Below are 13896 nucleotides of genomic sequence, written 5' to 3'. Positions count from 1 at the left end.
CTCATCGTGCATCGTCCATCAGGTCGCGCATCTTGCGCACGGCGTTCTCGAGCCCGACGAACACGGCTTCGCCAATCAGGTAATGGCCGATGTTGAGCTCCGCCAACTGCGGGATGGCGGCGATAGGCTGGACGTTTTCGTAGGTCAGGCCGTGGCCCGCATGTGGCTCGATGCCGTTCTTGGCCGCAAGCGCAGCCATGTCCGCAATGCGTTTGAGTTCGGTTGCCGTTTTCTCGCTGTCACCGGCGAGCTGGGCGTGGGCGTATTCGCCGGTGTGGAATTCGACCACCGGCACACCGAGCCGCAAGGCTGCATCAAGCTGGCGTTCGCTTGCCTCGATGAACAGGCTGACGCGAATGCCTGCCTCTGCCAGGCGGTCCGCGATCGGCACCAGCGTATTGTGCAGGCCAGCGGCGTCGAGCCCGCCCTCCGTCGTACGCTCTTCGCGCTTTTCAGGGACGATGCAGGCGGCGTGCGGCTTGTGGCGCAGGGCAATCGCCAGCATATTTTCGGTGGCCGCCATCTCGAGGTTCAACGGCAGGTTGGTCGCGGCCTGGATGCGGGCCAGATCCTCGTCGCGGATATGGCGGCGGTCTTCGCGCAGGTGCGCGGTGATGCCGTCGCCGCCGACAGCCGCGACGATCTGCGCGGCGCGGACCGGATCGGGGTGGTCGCCGCCACGCGCGTTGCGGATGGTGGCGACGTGGTCGATGTTGACGCCGAGCCGCAGCCGCCGGGTCATTGCGCGCCCCCGCAGAAAGTCTTGCTCAGCAGGTCGTATGCGAGGCCTTCGCCGGACCAGATTTCGCCGAAGTCCTGGTCCGGGTCGAGCTCGACCACCGAAAGATAGCGGCCCTGGTCGGGGAGGATGAAGTTGCGCACCTCGTACCGCCCGATCGCGCCGCGTCGTTCGACGATCCTGACCGGTCCCTCGCAGCCGGCGAGGTTCGCCGGGAAAACCCACTGGCCCAGGGCCATGTAGCCGAGATCCGCGTCGGCCGACCACAGCACCTCGAGCGATTCGGGCTTGAGCAGGCGGCCGTCGGCCAGCGCGCGCGAGAACAGCGCCATGTCGCTGACCGGCCCGACCAGTGCGGCCGATGCGCCATAGCCTGCCACCCAGCGCCAGTCCGTCGCATCGCCCATTTCGAACGGAACCGGATCGGCAATGTCGGAGAATCGAGTCGCCTCGAGCCCGGCCGGTTCTGCAATCTTCTCCTGAAACAACGCCTCGAGGCTCTTGCCCGAGGCGGCTTCCAGGATTCGGCCAAGCACGATGTAATCGCAATTGTTGTAGGCAAAGCCCTTCCTCTGCGGAGCCTTGCGACCGGTCAGGCACCATTCGACAGGGTCGGTCGATGCATCCAAGTAGAAGGAAGAGATCCCGCGCGCATCGGCCGGCGTGTCGTCGGGATTGCGCAGGCCCGCCTGGTGGCGGAGCAACTGGCGCACTGTCGGCATGGCGGCACGGCGCTGGCGCGGCAGGACGATGTAGCTTGCCGCCAGTGCGTCGAGCGACAGGCGGTTCTCTTCGACCAGTTGCAAGGCCATGGTGGCAAGGACCTGTTTGGTAACCGAGGCCCAGGGATAATTGCCATTATGGTCGCCCGTCGTGCCGAGGGCGATTTCGACCAGCGAACCGGTGTCGGCAATGGTCGCCGCCTCCCCGGACATGGGCCGGCGGTCGCCATTGTCAGCAGGTACTGCCGCAATCATCGCCGTGTAGAGCCCGTCTGCGGGCGCGGGATAGGCGGCTTCGGCCGGCTGCGCCGCCGCAGCCGCAGGTGCCAGCGCCAGCAAGGCCGCGCAGAGAAGCGCCGGCGGCCTCACGCCGAGCGGCTTCCCGGCTTGGTAATCGGTACGGCGGCCAGCTCGGCCGGGACCTCGGATTCGGCGTAGGTCGGGAAATTGATCGCGACGAGCGGGTAGAAAGGGACACCAAGGTCCACCTGCCCGGCGGAGCGATCGACCAGCGCCACTTCGGCCAGCACCTCGCCGCCGGCAACGCGCACCGCTTCGATAGCTTCGCGGCTGGACAGGCCGGTGGTGACGACATCCTCGACCATCAGGACGCGCGCCCCGGGCTCCAGCCGGAAGCCGCGCCGCAGGTGGAACACGCCTTCGGGGCGCTCGAGGAACATGGCATCACGGTCGAGTGCGCGGCCCATTTCGTGGCCGATGATGAGGCCGCCCATCGCCGGCGACACCACGACGTCGACCTGGGCGCGCAGGTCCCGCGGCAGCTTCTGGGCAAGCGCAATGGCCAGCCTGCTGGCGCGCTGCGGGTTCATCAGTACGCGGGCGCATTGCAGGTAATAGGCGCTGTGCCGCCCCGAAGAGAGTTTGAAGTGCCCTTCGAGCAAGGCTTCGCTGGCGCGGAATTCGGACAGGACGTCTTCTTCGGTCATGGCTGAAAAGCGGTATTTCCCTGTTGTATCGGAACGAGGTATGGCCCGTTGCGTCGCGGTCAACCTCGCTTGTGTATTTTTCTCCCTAGGGGCGCTTGTGACTGGCGGCAAGCGCGCGTATAGCGCGCCGCAAATGGCCCCTGGGAGGGCCGGATCCGGCTGCCATCACAGGTGGTCTTGACTGAGAAATGGGAAGCGTCCGCAAGATGATCTCCGCCACCTGGCTTCGTGATACCACCCGTTCGATGGCGCTGTTGCTGGTTGCCGTGGTTCTCGCATTCGGCGTGCAGTCCGCATTTGCCGCACCCGCGGCTCCTGCGGCGCCCGCCGCCGCTGCCGAAGGGGTTGCCACGCCGCCTGCCGCTGCCGCCACGCCGGCTGCGGGTGAGGCCTCGGGCTACACTCCGCTTGGTCCCGATATGATCAAGGGCCAGCCGACCGCGTTCGAAGACGATGCAGTCAAGAGCATGACCTTCCAGGACCAGTACAACGCGATCGGCGAAGAAGCGCTGTTCATGCACGACGCTATCCTGCTGCCGGTCATTACCGTCATCAGCCTGTTCGTCCTGGGCCTCCTGCTCTGGGTCATCGTGCGCTACCGCCGCGGTGCCAACCCGGTGCCTTCGAAGACGACGCACAACACACTGATCGAAGTCGTCTGGACCGTTATTCCGATCATCATCCTGCTGGTCATCGCTGTTCCGTCGATCCGCCTGCTGGCTAACCAGTACGAAACCCCGCCGGCCGACGCGGTGACCGTGAAGATCACGGGCTACCAGTGGTACTGGGGGTACGCGTTCCCCGACCAGAACGTCGGCGAGTATGTCTCGAACATGCTGACCGAAGAGCAGGCCGACGCCGCCGGCGAGCCGCACCAGCTCGCAGTGGACAACCGCCTTGTGCTGCCGGTCGGTGTTCCAATCCGCGTGCAGACCACGGCCGCCGATGTGATCCATGCCTTTGCCGTCCCGAGCCTCTGGTTCAAGCTCGACGCCGTGCCGGGCCGCATCAACGAGAAGATGCTGACCATCAACGAGCCGGGCATCTATTACGGCCAGTGTTCCGAGCTGTGCGGCGCGCGTCACGGTTACATGCCGATCGCCGTCGAAGCGGTGCCGATGGAGCAGTGGCGCGCATGGGTGCGCTCGCAGGGCGGCTCGTTCGAAGGCGATGCGCCCGCTGAGGCCGCTCCGGCAGCCGGCGCGACCCCGGCTGCGCCTACTGCACCTGCTGCCGTACCTGCGGCGGGCGAGACTCCCGCCGCTGCGACTGCTGCTTCCTGATACCAGTTCCGATACGATTACGCGAAAGTTAGAGACCAGACACGATGGCTACCACCGCTGAAGGCTTCCAGGCTCACCACGACGACCACGCGCATTCGCACGCGGATCACAAGCCGGGCTTTTTCGCCCGCTGGTTCATGTCGACCAACCACAAGGACATCGGCACGCTGTACCTGATCTTCGCGATCATCGCGGGTCTTGTCGGTGGCGCGATGTCGGGCGTGATGCGCGCCGAACTGGCACAGCCGGGCATCCAGTATCTCGGATACTGGGTCGAGTTCTTCGGCGGCGAATCGAGCTTCGACACCAACCTGCATATGTGGAACGTGTTCATCACCGCCCACGGTCTGATCATGGTGTTCTTCATGGTCATGCCGGCGATGATCGGCGGTTTCGGCAACTGGTTCGTGCCGCTGATGATCGGCGCGCCGGACATGGCCTTCCCGCGCATGAACAACATCTCGTTCTGGCTGACTGTGGCGGGCTTCCTGTCGCTGTGCTTCAGCTTGTTTGTGCCGGGTGGCACGGGCCTGGGCGCCGGCACGGGCTGGACTGTCTATGCCCCGCTTTCGACCACCGGTTCGGTCGGCCCCGCCGTCGACTTCGCGATCTTCTCGCTGCACCTTGCGGGCGCAGGGTCGATCCTGGGTGCGACCAACTTCATCACCACCATCTTCAACATGCGCGCGCCGGGCATGACCCTGCACAAGATGCCTCTGTTCGTGTGGTCGGTGCTGGTCACCGCTTTCCTGCTGCTGCTGGCACTGCCGGTTCTGGCCGCTGCCATCACCATGTTGCTGACCGACCGCAACTTCGGCACCACCTTCTTCACCCCTGCGGGCGGTGGTGACCCGGTCCTGTACCAGCACCTGTTCTGGTTCTTCGGCCACCCCGAAGTCTACATCATGATCCTGCCGGGCTTCGGCATGATCAGCCAGATCGTCGCGACCTTCAGCCGCAAGCCGGTGTTCGGCTACCTCGGCATGGCCTACGCCATGGTCGCGATCGGCGTCGTCGGCTTCATCGTGTGGGCGCACCACATGTACACCGTCGGCCTCGACGTGAACACGAAGATGTACTTCACCGCGGCGACCATGGTCATTGCCGTGCCGACCGGCGTGAAGATCTTCAGCTGGATAGCCACGATGTGGGGCGGCTCGATCGAGTTCAAGAGCCCGATGGTCTGGGCGATGGGCTTCATCTTCCTCTTCACCGTCGGCGGCGTGACCGGCGTGGTGCTTGCCAACGGCGGCATCGACGACAACCTGCACGACACCTACTACGTCGTCGCGCACTTCCATTACGTGCTGTCGATGGGTGCGGTGTTCTCGATCTTCGCGGGCTTCTACTACTGGTTCCCGAAGATGAGCGGCCGCATGCACAGCGAGTTCCTCAGCCACCTGCATTTCTGGGTGTTCTTCATCGGTGTGAACGTGATCTTCTTCCCGCAGCACTTCCTCGGGATGCAGGGCATGCCGCGCCGCTATCCGGACTACGCGGAAGCCTATGCCTACTGGAACGAAGTCTCCTCGTTCGGCTACATGATCGTGGCTGTCTCGGTGGCGATCTTCTTCATCAACCTTGCCTACGCCTTCACCGTCGGCAAGAAGGCTGCGGCCAACTACTGGGGCGAAGGGGCGACGACGCTCGAATGGAGCCTGTCGAGCCCGCCGCCGTTCCACCAGTATGAAACGCTGCCGGTGATCGAAGACCACCACGACTACCACAACCAGCTGCCCGCCAAGGCGTAGGCACGGGCGGGGCCGGAACATCGGCCTGCCGGACCAGACGAGAGGGGGGGCGCGCCAGCAATGGTGCGCCCCTCTTGCAAGGAAAGACCAAGAACCGATCATGAGCGTTGCCGCCCAACAGGTTGTCTTGCCCGCCGAATGGCGCGATTTTTTCGCCCTGACCAAGCCGCGGGTGATGACGCTGGTCATCTTCACCGGCATTTGCGGCTTGCTGTCGGCGCCCGGCAGCATCAATCCGATTCTCGGCTTCACCGCGATCCTCTGTATCGCCATGGGTGCGGGCGGCTCGGCCGCACTGAACCAATGGTGGGAAGCGGACCTCGATGCCGGGATGAAGCGGACCAGCAAGCGCCCGCTGCCCCAGGGGCGGATGCGATCGACCGACGCGCGCGACTTCGGCATCGCCCTGTCGGCGGCCTCCGTCGGCATCCTCGGCCTCGCCATCGGCTGGCTTGCGGCGACGATCCTCGCCGTGGCGATTTTCTATTACGCGGTCATTTACACCATCTGGCTCAAGCCGCGCACGCCGCAGAACATCGTCATCGGCGGCGGTGCGGGCGCTTTCCCGCCGATGATCGGCTGGGTGGCCGTTACCGGCGATATCACCCTGATGCCGGTGCTGCTGTTCGCGATTATCTTCATGTGGACGCCCCCCCATTTCTGGGCGTTGGCCCTGTTCGTGAAGACCGACTACGCCAATGTGGGCATCCCGATGATGCCTGTGGTCAAGGGCGAGGCAAGCACCCGCTGGCAGATCCTGGCTTATTCTATCCTGCTGATCCCGGTTGCCGTGGCGCCTTGGTGGATCGGTGGGACGGGAGCGATCTACGGTGTCGCTGCCGCGGCGCTGACCCTTGCTTTCGCCCTGCTGTCCGTCCCTGTCGCCACCCGCCGCGCTGTGGAGGGTGACAAGATGCTTCCCGAAAAACGCCTGTTCGGCTTCAGCGTATTCTACCTGTTCGCGCTGTTCGCGGCGCTGGTGGCCGATCGTTACCTGACCCCCATGTTGAGCGTGTGACCATGACCCCCGAAGAAGATGCCGAGTATCGCCGCCGCCAGAAAAGCCGCAATCTCGTCCTGGGCGGGCTGCTGCTGTTCTTCGTGGTCCTGTTCTATGCCATCACCATCGTCCGAATGGGGGATTGACCCATGGCCAGCGCTCCTGCCCCCGACGTCGCTGATCTCGGTCGCCGCAATGCCCGGGTCGGGCTGTACGCGATCCTTGGCGCACTCTTCATGCTCGGGCTCGGTTATGCGGCAGTGCCGCTTTACGACCTGTTCTGCCGTGTGACGGGCTTCGGCGGAACCACCCAGGTGGCGACCGAGGCGCAGGCCGATGCCGCTGCCGCCCGAGCGGCCAGCGCACCGCCGATCTCCATCCGGTTCGACGCCAGCACGGCACGCGATCTGCCCTGGACCTTCAAACCCGAGGCGACGACCGCCACGGTGAAGATCGGCCAGCGGGCGCTTGCCTTCTACACCGCCCGCAACAATACCAGCATTCCGGTAACGGGTGTCGCCAGCTTCAATGTCGAGCCCGAGCAGGCCGGGGTCTATTTCAACAAGATCCAATGCTTCTGCTTCACCGAACAGACGCTGCAGCCGGGCGAGGAACTGCGCATGCCGGTGTTGTATTACGTCGATCCCGCAGCGCTCGACGATCCCAATATGAAGGGGGTGGAGCAGATCACGCTCAGTTACACCTTCCACAAGAAGCTGGAGGACGGCGAATAGCGCCGACTCCCCCCTAGACCCGCTGCCACGGGGGTATTAAGGGCAGCACGAAACACGCGTTACAGGGTAATGATCATGGCCGGTGCCAAGAACCACGATTATCATATTCTCGAACCCGATATCTGGCCGCTGATCGGCTCCATCTCGGCGCTGACCTTCACCAGCGGCATGGTGCTGTTCATGCACAAGATGCCGAGCTGGCAGATCGTTCTGGGCCTCGGCATTGCCGGCCTCATCGCCACCTTCTTCTCGTGGTGGGCCAATGTGGTGAAGGAAGCACAGCGGGGCGACCATACGCCCGTCGTGCAGCTTCACCTGCGCTACGGCATGATCCTGTTCATCGCCTCCGAAGTTATGTTCTTCGTCGGCTGGTTCTGGGCCTTCTTCGATTTCGCGCTGTTCCCGGCGCCGCTGTCCTACGATGCCGCGGCGGGTCTGTGGACCAATATGATCGGACAGGACGGCGCGGCCGCGCTGGCGAATTTCCCGCCTGAAGGGATCGAGGTGCTCGATCCGTTCAGCCTGCCGCTGCTCAACACGCTGATCCTGCTGTGTTCGGGCACCACGGTCACCTGGGCGCACCACGCGCTCCTGCACGGCGACCGCGAGGGTCTTAAGAAGGGGCTGTGGGCGACCATTCTGCTCGGCGTACTGTTTACCGGCATCCAGGCCTATGAATACAGCATCGCGCCGTTCCCCTTCGGCCAGAACACCTATGGTTCGGCCTTCTACATGGCGACCGGCTTCCACGGGTTCCACGTGCTGGTCGGTACGATCTTCCTGATCGTCTGCCTCGTGCGCGCCTACAAGGGCCACTTTACCCCGCGCCAGCACTTCGGCTTCGAAGCGGCCGCGTGGTACTGGCACTTCGTCGACGTGGTGTGGCTGTTCCTCTTTGTCGCCGTCTACGTATGGGGCGGCTGGGGCGCGCCGGTCCACTGATGGAATCCGGTTCGCCGGAAAACGCGAAGGGGCGGCCCGCACTTGGCGAGGCCGCCCTTTTCGGTTTGTGCCCGCGATGCGGTGAGCGGACCCTGTTCCAGGGCTGGGTCAAACTGGCTCCGCAATGCAGCGCCTGCAGGCTCGACTACGACCGTTTCAATGTCGGCGATGGACCGGCGGCGTTTCTCATCCTGCTGGTGGGGGCACTTGTGACCGGCCTTGCCGTCTGGTTGCAGGTCGCGGTCGACCCGCCGTGGTGGCTGCATGTGCTGCTCTGGCTGCCGCTGACCATCGCCCTGACGATGGCCGGGTTGCGGCTGGCCAAGGCAGCGCTGCTGGCCAGCGAGTATCGCAACGACGCCCGCGAAGCCACGCTGGAGGATTTGTAGCGATGCCGAGGTTCCCCCTCATACCGACCGTCATTGTCTTGGCGGCGGTCGCCACGATGATTGCGCTCGGGTTCTGGCAACTTGGCCGGATGGACGAGAAGGAGGCCCTGATTGCGCGATACGAGGCGGCGTTGCGCGATGGCGATCCGCGACCCTTCCCGGGGGACAACGGCGGGGCGGCAAGCGAAGCCGACCTGTTCCACCCGGCGGTCTTTGCGTGCGACACCGTGATTGGGCGCGAGACAACAGCGGCGCGCAATGCGTCAGGCCAATCGGGATATGCCCAGATAGCCCGTTGCCAGACGGAACGGGGACCTGCCGACGTAAAGCTCGGCTGGTCGCGCGATTTCGCAGCCATTGCGTGGCAGGGCGGGGAAGTACGCGGGCTGATCGTTCCGGGCGGCAAGGACGGTGCCCGGGTGCGGTTGACGCAGCCTGCCCCCGGGCTCGAGCCGCTGGCGCAACCCGATCCAGCGGATTTGCCGAACAACCATCTGGCTTACGCAGGACAGTGGTTCTTTTTCGCGCTGACGGCTCTGGTAATCTATGTGCTCGCCCTGCGGCGCAGGCAGCGCGGTGGCTGACTTTTGCGGCGCCAAAGCTGTCCTGCTTGCCCCTTTCCATCCGCACCGCTAACGCGCGCGCCACGATGCGCTACATCTCCACCCGCGGCTCTGCGCCCACGCTCTCCTTCGAGGAAGTCACGCTGACCGGGCTCGCCAGCGATGGCGGGCTCTACGTGCCGGAAGAGTGGCCGACGCTCTCCGCCGACGAGATCCGCGCCTTCCGCGGGCTGCCCTATGCCGAGGTCGCGGCGCGGGTGATGACGCCCTTCGTCGGCGATTGCCTGAAGCCAGAAGAACTGCGCGAACTGACCTCTCGTGCCTATGGCCGCTTCTCCCACGCCGCCGTCGTGCCGCTGGTGCAGGTGGACGAGCGGCGCTGGTTGATGGAGCTGTTCCATGGGCCGACGCTGGCGTTCAAGGATGTTGCGCTGCAGATGCTCGGCCAACTGTTCGAAACCTTCCTCGCCCGGCGCGGGGAGCAATTGACACTGGTCGGCGCGACCAGCGGCGACACCGGCAGCGCGGCAATCGACGCGGTGGCCGGGCGCGATGGAGTGGAGATATTCATGCTCCACCCAAAGGGCCGGATCAGCGACGTCCAGCGCCGCCAGATGACCACGGTGCTTTCGCCCAATGTCCACAACATCGCCATTTCCGGCAGCTTCGACGACGGGCAGGCGGCGGTGAAGCGGATGTTCACCGACCCCGAGGTCGCCGGCGGGATCAGGCTCGGCGCGGTAAATTCGATCAACTGGGCGCGGCTGATGGCGCAGGTGGTGTACTACTTCACCACCGCCGTGCAGCTTGGCGCTCCGGACCGCGCGGTCGCTTTCAGCGTGCCAACCGGAAATTTCGGCGATGTCTTTGCCGGCTATGTCGCGGCGAAAATGGGCCTGCCGGTGGCGAAGCTGATCGTCGCGACCAACGTCAACGACATCCTCCATCGGGCACTGTCCGAGGGTGACTATTCCGCCGGGGTCGTGACACCTACCGCCGCGCCGAGCATGGATATCCAGGTTAGCTCCAACTTCGAGCGGCTCCTCTTCGATGTCGGCGGCAGGGATGGCGCCGCCATGGCCGAGCAGATGCGCGGCTTCGAGACGAGCAAGGCGATGCGCCTGACAAATGCCCAGCGGGACGGGGCCGCAGAGCTGTTCGCCAGTGTGCGGGTGGACCAGGACGCGATGGCGCATTCGATGCGCCGCGCGTTCGAGAATTCGCACCAGATCATCGATCCCCATACGGCGATAGGGCTCTTCGCTGCCTATGAGGTGGACCTGCCCGCCGTTGTGCCGGTGGTGACGCTGGCCACCGCGCATCCGGCCAAGTTCCGCGATGCTGTAGAACGGGCGACGGGTGTACGCCCGCCCCTGCCGACCCGCGTGGGCGATCTGTTCGCGCGCGAGGAACGCTGTACCGACCTTTCGGGCGACTATGACGCGTTGACCGCCTTCATCCTCGAGCACGCGGCGCAGGGCGACTGATGGCCGACCTGGTCCGTGAACCGCAGTTGATGGTGGGCGAGAGGTGGGATGACTATGCCCTCCTCGACAGCGGCGACGGGCGCAAGCTCGAACGCTTCGGCCGCTACCGTTTCATCCGACCCGAACCGCAGGCGATGTGGACCCCGCAGGCCGCTGAGTGGCAGGCGGATGGGGAGTTCATCCCCGGCGCGGACGAGGATGGCGGCGGGCGCTGGCACCTTTCCGGCGAGGTGCCCGATGGCTGGCCGCTGAGCTGGCAAGAGGCGCGCTTCACCGCCAGCTGCACGCCGTTCCGCCACCTTGGTTTCTTCCCCGACATGGCCCCGGTGTGGGACTGGATGCGTGCGCAGCTGGAGGGGAAGCAGGAGGCCCAGTCGCTCAACCTGTTCGGTTATACCGGAGTCGGATCACAGGCCCTGAGCGCATGCGGCCCGGTGACCCATGTCGATGCGAGCAAGAAGTCGGTCGCGCAGGCTCGCGCGAACGCGGAACTCGCCGGAATGGCAGGCCGCCCGATCCGCTGGCTGGTCGACGATGCCGCGAAGTTCACCGCCCGCGAAGTGCGGCGCGGCAAGCGCTACGACGGTATCATTCTCGACCCGCCCAAGTTCGGTCGGGGGCCTGACGGCGAGGTCTGGCGCATCGAGGAAGGTCTCGCCCCGCTGGTCCGCGATTGCCGCGCGCTGCTCGATGGCGACAGCCGCTTCCTGTTCCTCACGGTCTATGCCGTGCGGATGAGCAGCCTCTCGCTCGCCGGGCTGCTCGACGAGATTTTCGAAGGGCTGCCGGGCATGGTCGAACATGGCGACCTGGCGGTACAGGAACAGGTCAGCGACCGCCTGCTGCCGACTGCCATCTTCGCACGCTGGTCGAATCGAGGCTAAGGCGCGGGCATGGCCGATTCGCTGACCCTGCAATTCGTCGATATCGAACACGATGTCCTGACCGGGATCTATTCGGAGGAAACCGGCAAGCCGCAGCCGCTGCGGATGTCGATCGAGGTCGAATACAGGGTTGCCGACCGTTACGACCCGGACACGCCGCTCTCCGAGAGCAAGAACTACATGGACCTGAAGTTCGCGGCGACCGAGGCGCTGCCCGAGGGGGTCCATTTCAAGCTGATCGAATCGGTGGCGGAGCATATCTGCGAAACGCTGTTCGTGCAGGATGCCAGGGTGCTCGCCGTCACGGTCAAGATCGTGAAACTGGCGATCGCCACGGCCAAGGAGCAGATCGGCATCACCCTGCGGCGCGAGCGGCGCTGAATGGCGCAGGCGGTGCTCGATTGCAGTGCGCTGCCCGACAATCCGCTCGAGGCGGCGGCGCGGTTCCATGCAGAATACCTGCCGCAAATTGCCGGGCTGCTTGCCGGTGCGGAGAGCCTCGTCATCGTCATGGCCGCCGCCCCCTACGACCATGCCGACTGGCGGCGTGCGGTGGCGCGGGACCTGGCGCGGGCGCATGCACCCAAGCGGGTCAATGTCGTTGGCGGTAACGATGTGTCGGCGACGCTCGAATATCTTGCCAGGGCGCCGGGCGTTACCGGGCAATATCTTCCTGTCGATGGAACCGGCGCGGGGGATGCGCTAGGTTGAGGACATGAGCGACACAGGCCTCATCGACAGCTTCGGGCGGCGCATCACCTACCTGCGCCTGTCGGTCACCGACCGCTGCGATTTGCGCTGCACCTATTGCATGCCCGAGCGGATGGAATTCCTGCCGCGCAAGGACGTGCTGAGCCTCGAGGAACTGCGCGATCTCTCGCTCGGCTTCATGGCGCGCGGGATCACCAAGATCCGCCTGACCGGCGGCGAGCCGCTGGTTCGTCGCGATGTCGTGGACCTGATTGCTGCACTCGGGCGATATGTCGGCAGCGGGCTGGAAGAGCTGACGCTGACCACCAACGGCACACAGCTTTCGCAATACGCCCAGCAAATCGCCGATGCCGGGGTGCGGCGGATCAATATCTCGCTCGATACGCTGGATCGGGAGACCTTCATCCGCCTGTCGCGCCGCGATGCGCTGGCGAGCGTGCTGGGCGGGATCGCGGCGGCCAAGGCGGCGGGGCTCAATGTCAAGCTCAACACCGTCGCCATGAAGGGCGTCAACGAGCACGAAATCCCGGCACTGATCGAATGGGCGCATGGCGAAGGGCACGATGTGACCCTGATCGAAACCATGCCGCTGGGCGAGATCGACGAGGACCGCACCGGCCAGTTCCTGCCGCTGGTGGCGGTGCGCGAGGCGCTGGAAGCGCGCTGGACGCTGACCGAGAGCAACCACCGTACCGGCGGGCCGTCGCGCTATGTCGAGGTCAGGGAAACCGGCGGCCGGCTCGGCTTCATCACCCCGCTGACCAACAACTTCTGCGCCGGCTGCAACCGCATTCGGGTGACGGCGACCGGCCAACTCTATCCCTGCCTCGGCGGCGGCGAGCAGGTCGATTTGCGCGCTGCGCTGCGCTCGGACGATCCCGAAGGAAACCTGTCGGCCGCGCTCGACACGGCGCTGCGGATCAAGCCCGAGCGGCACCATTTCCGTATCGGCGAGGGTGAAGCGCCTGCGTTGGCGCGCCACATGTCGATGACGGGAGGCTAGGAATGGCCGTGACCATCGTTTTCCTCGGCCCCTTGCGCGACATGGCGGGCGAGGGTGAGCGGGAGGTACCGGCTCCGCTCGACTGGGCAGGCCTGCTCGCCGCCGTCGGTCCGGACATCGCCGAACAATTGCAGCAGGAACGCGTCAATGTCGCCTGCGCGGGCCGGGTGCTGGCGGACAAGACCGCGCTTGCGGCGCAGGATGGCGACGAAGTCGCGCTGTTGCCGCCGGTCAGCGGGGGTTAGCGCCATGCGGGATATCCGCCTGCTCGAGCACATGTTCATTCCGGGCACGCTGATCGGGCCGTTCACACAGGCCAATCCCGGGCTTGGGGGCGTGTGCACTTTCGTCGGCGAGGTGCGCGGCGACAGCGGGGTCGAGGCGCTGGAGTTGCAGCATTACGAGCCGCTGACCTTGCCGGGCATGCACGACCTCGCCGACCGCGCTTTCGGGCGGTTCGACCTCATGGGCTTGCTGATGGTCCACCGCGTAGGCGTGCTCATGCCCGGCGAGCCGGTCGTCTGCGTGTCCGCCGCTGCCAAGCATCGCCGCGACGTGATCGACGCGGTCGATTTCTGCATGGACCATCTCAAGAGCGCGAGCTGGTTCTGGAAGCGCGAGAAGCGCGCTGATGGCTGGCACTGGATCGAACCGCGAGCCGACGATTACGCGAGCAGGTCCCGCTGGGACGAATAAATCTGCCCGGTTTTGACCGAGGTCAAGGAATCGCCGCGCGCCAAC

At 65.2% G+C, this 13896-nt stretch carries 18 protein-coding genes; 15 read left to right on the top strand and 3 right to left on the bottom strand.

The genetic code is table 11. The annotated features are described in order from the left end of the window. Position 1 precedes the first annotated feature (1 nt). Genes WAB17_RS00775 through pyrE form a run of 3 tightly spaced genes read right to left on the bottom strand, consistent with a single transcriptional unit; the run spans position 2 to position 2408 of the window. Positions 2 to 742 carry a pyridoxine 5'-phosphate synthase gene (locus WAB17_RS00775; protein WP_435418141.1) on the bottom strand — a complete coding sequence of 247 codons (741 nt, stop codon included), beginning with the start codon at positions 740 to 742 and terminating at the stop codon, positions 2 to 4. After that, positions 739 to 1830 carry a serine hydrolase domain-containing protein gene (locus WAB17_RS00770; RefSeq protein WP_435418140.1) on the bottom strand — a complete coding sequence of 364 codons (1092 nt, stop codon included), beginning with the start codon at positions 1828 to 1830 and terminating at the stop codon, positions 739 to 741. Before WAB17_RS00770 ends, WAB17_RS00775 begins: the two co-directional genes overlap by 4 nt. Continuing rightward, complete coding sequence (gene pyrE, locus WAB17_RS00765; protein WP_435418139.1) at positions 1827 to 2408, bottom strand: orotate phosphoribosyltransferase; 582 nt, start codon at positions 2406 to 2408, stop codon at positions 1827 to 1829. Before pyrE ends, WAB17_RS00770 begins: the two co-directional genes overlap by 4 nt. A gap of 206 nt (positions 2409 to 2614) precedes the next feature. Between pyrE and coxB the strand changes: the two genes are divergently transcribed. The 15 genes from coxB (at position 2615) to WAB17_RS00690 (ending at position 13851) form a co-directional block, all read left to right on the top strand. Continuing rightward, positions 2615 to 3691: a cytochrome c oxidase subunit II gene (coxB, locus tag WAB17_RS00760; RefSeq protein ID WP_435418138.1), complete on the top strand. Its 1077-nt coding sequence runs from the start codon at positions 2615 to 2617 to the stop codon at positions 3689 to 3691. 44 nt (positions 3692 to 3735) lie between these two features. Further along, on the top strand, positions 3736 to 5442 hold the full coding sequence (gene ctaD / locus WAB17_RS00755; protein WP_435418137.1) for a cytochrome c oxidase subunit I: 1707 nt from the start codon (positions 3736 to 3738) through the stop codon (positions 5440 to 5442). Between the two features lie 100 nt (positions 5443 to 5542). Next, positions 5543 to 6460 carry a heme o synthase gene (locus tag WAB17_RS00750; RefSeq protein ID WP_435418136.1) on the top strand — a complete coding sequence of 306 codons (918 nt, stop codon included), beginning with the start codon at positions 5543 to 5545 and terminating at the stop codon, positions 6458 to 6460. 2 nt (positions 6461 to 6462) lie between these two features. Further along, on the top strand, positions 6463 to 6588 hold the full coding sequence (locus WAB17_RS00745) for a hypothetical protein (protein WP_435418135.1): 126 nt from the start codon (positions 6463 to 6465) through the stop codon (positions 6586 to 6588). Positions 6589 to 6591: 3 nt separating this feature from the next. Continuing rightward, positions 6592 to 7176, top strand: coding sequence for a cytochrome c oxidase assembly protein (locus WAB17_RS00740; protein ID WP_435418134.1), 585 nt, complete (start codon positions 6592 to 6594; stop codon positions 7174 to 7176). Positions 7177 to 7251: 75 nt separating this feature from the next. Next, complete coding sequence (locus WAB17_RS00735; protein ID WP_435418133.1) at positions 7252 to 8118, top strand: cytochrome c oxidase subunit 3; 867 nt, start codon at positions 7252 to 7254, stop codon at positions 8116 to 8118. Beyond that, entirely contained in the window at positions 8118 to 8507 is a 390-nt protein-coding gene (locus tag WAB17_RS00730; RefSeq protein WP_435418132.1) for a DUF983 domain-containing protein, read from the top strand. The genes WAB17_RS00735 and WAB17_RS00730 overlap by 1 nt, the downstream gene beginning before the upstream one ends. 2 nt (positions 8508 to 8509) lie before the next feature. Next, positions 8510 to 9091, top strand: coding sequence for an SURF1 family protein (locus tag WAB17_RS00725; RefSeq protein ID WP_435418131.1), 582 nt, complete (start codon positions 8510 to 8512; stop codon positions 9089 to 9091). A gap of 65 nt (positions 9092 to 9156) precedes the next feature. Continuing rightward, a complete protein-coding gene (gene thrC / locus WAB17_RS00720; RefSeq protein WP_435418130.1) occupies positions 9157 to 10557 on the top strand; it encodes a threonine synthase in 1401 nt (466 codons plus the stop codon). Next, entirely contained in the window at positions 10557 to 11441 is an 885-nt protein-coding gene (locus tag WAB17_RS00715) for a class I SAM-dependent methyltransferase (RefSeq protein ID WP_435418129.1), read from the top strand. The genes thrC and WAB17_RS00715 overlap by 1 nt, the downstream gene beginning before the upstream one ends. Positions 11442 to 11450: 9 nt before the next feature. After that, positions 11451 to 11822 carry a dihydroneopterin aldolase gene (locus WAB17_RS00710; RefSeq protein ID WP_435418128.1) on the top strand — a complete coding sequence of 124 codons (372 nt, stop codon included), beginning with the start codon at positions 11451 to 11453 and terminating at the stop codon, positions 11820 to 11822. Further along, positions 11823 to 12152: a Rossmann fold domain-containing protein gene (locus tag WAB17_RS00705; RefSeq protein WP_435418127.1), complete on the top strand. Its 330-nt coding sequence runs from the start codon at positions 11823 to 11825 to the stop codon at positions 12150 to 12152. Between the two features lie 4 nt (positions 12153 to 12156). Further along, positions 12157 to 13155: a GTP 3',8-cyclase MoaA gene (moaA, locus tag WAB17_RS00700; protein ID WP_435418126.1), complete on the top strand. Its 999-nt coding sequence runs from the start codon at positions 12157 to 12159 to the stop codon at positions 13153 to 13155. 2 nt (positions 13156 to 13157) lie between these two features. Further along, positions 13158 to 13400 (top strand): MoaD/ThiS family protein, encoded by a 243-nt coding sequence (locus tag WAB17_RS00695; protein ID WP_435418125.1) that lies wholly within the window; start codon positions 13158 to 13160, stop codon positions 13398 to 13400. 4 nt (positions 13401 to 13404) lie between these two features. After that, complete coding sequence (locus WAB17_RS00690) at positions 13405 to 13851, top strand: molybdenum cofactor biosynthesis protein MoaE (protein ID WP_435418124.1); 447 nt, start codon at positions 13405 to 13407, stop codon at positions 13849 to 13851. The last annotated feature ends 45 nt before the right edge of the window (positions 13852 to 13896 follow it).

This window comes from Parerythrobacter aurantius, from assembly GCF_045291475.1.
GTDB lineage: Bacteria > Pseudomonadota > Alphaproteobacteria > Sphingomonadales > Sphingomonadaceae > Parerythrobacter > Parerythrobacter aurantius.
The sequence above is the reverse complement of the archived record's forward strand: the minus strand, read 5'-3'. Positions and strand labels throughout refer to the sequence as shown.

Excerpts from the sequence above, each read along its gene's own strand:
- WAB17_RS00775 (WP_435418141.1), bottom strand. The coding sequence starts at position 742 with ATGACCCGGCGGCTGCGGCTCGGCGTCAACATCGACCACGTCGCCACC.
- pyrE (WP_435418139.1), bottom strand. The coding sequence starts at position 2,408 with ATGACCGAAGAAGACGTCCTGTCCGAATTCCGCGCCAGCGAAGCCTTG.
- coxB (WP_435418138.1), top strand. The coding sequence starts at position 2,615 with ATGATCTCCGCCACCTGGCTTCGTGATACCACCCGTTCGATGGCGCTG.
- ctaD (WP_435418137.1), top strand. The coding sequence starts at position 3,736 with ATGGCTACCACCGCTGAAGGCTTCCAGGCTCACCACGACGACCACGCG.
- WAB17_RS00750 (WP_435418136.1), top strand. The coding sequence starts at position 5,543 with ATGAGCGTTGCCGCCCAACAGGTTGTCTTGCCCGCCGAATGGCGCGAT.
- WAB17_RS00745 (WP_435418135.1), top strand. The coding sequence starts at position 6,463 with ATGACCCCCGAAGAAGATGCCGAGTATCGCCGCCGCCAGAAAAGCCGC.
- WAB17_RS00740 (WP_435418134.1), top strand. The coding sequence starts at position 6,592 with ATGGCCAGCGCTCCTGCCCCCGACGTCGCTGATCTCGGTCGCCGCAAT.
- WAB17_RS00735 (WP_435418133.1), top strand. The coding sequence starts at position 7,252 with ATGGCCGGTGCCAAGAACCACGATTATCATATTCTCGAACCCGATATC.
- WAB17_RS00730 (WP_435418132.1), top strand. The coding sequence starts at position 8,118 with ATGGAATCCGGTTCGCCGGAAAACGCGAAGGGGCGGCCCGCACTTGGC.
- WAB17_RS00725 (WP_435418131.1), top strand. The coding sequence starts at position 8,510 with ATGCCGAGGTTCCCCCTCATACCGACCGTCATTGTCTTGGCGGCGGTC.
- thrC (WP_435418130.1), top strand. The coding sequence starts at position 9,157 with ATGCGCTACATCTCCACCCGCGGCTCTGCGCCCACGCTCTCCTTCGAG.
- WAB17_RS00715 (WP_435418129.1), top strand. The coding sequence starts at position 10,557 with ATGGCCGACCTGGTCCGTGAACCGCAGTTGATGGTGGGCGAGAGGTGG.
- WAB17_RS00710 (WP_435418128.1), top strand. The coding sequence starts at position 11,451 with ATGGCCGATTCGCTGACCCTGCAATTCGTCGATATCGAACACGATGTC.
- WAB17_RS00705 (WP_435418127.1), top strand. The coding sequence starts at position 11,823 with ATGGCGCAGGCGGTGCTCGATTGCAGTGCGCTGCCCGACAATCCGCTC.
- moaA (WP_435418126.1), top strand. The coding sequence starts at position 12,157 with ATGAGCGACACAGGCCTCATCGACAGCTTCGGGCGGCGCATCACCTAC.
- WAB17_RS00695 (WP_435418125.1), top strand. The coding sequence starts at position 13,158 with ATGGCCGTGACCATCGTTTTCCTCGGCCCCTTGCGCGACATGGCGGGC.
- WAB17_RS00690 (WP_435418124.1), top strand. The coding sequence starts at position 13,405 with ATGCGGGATATCCGCCTGCTCGAGCACATGTTCATTCCGGGCACGCTG.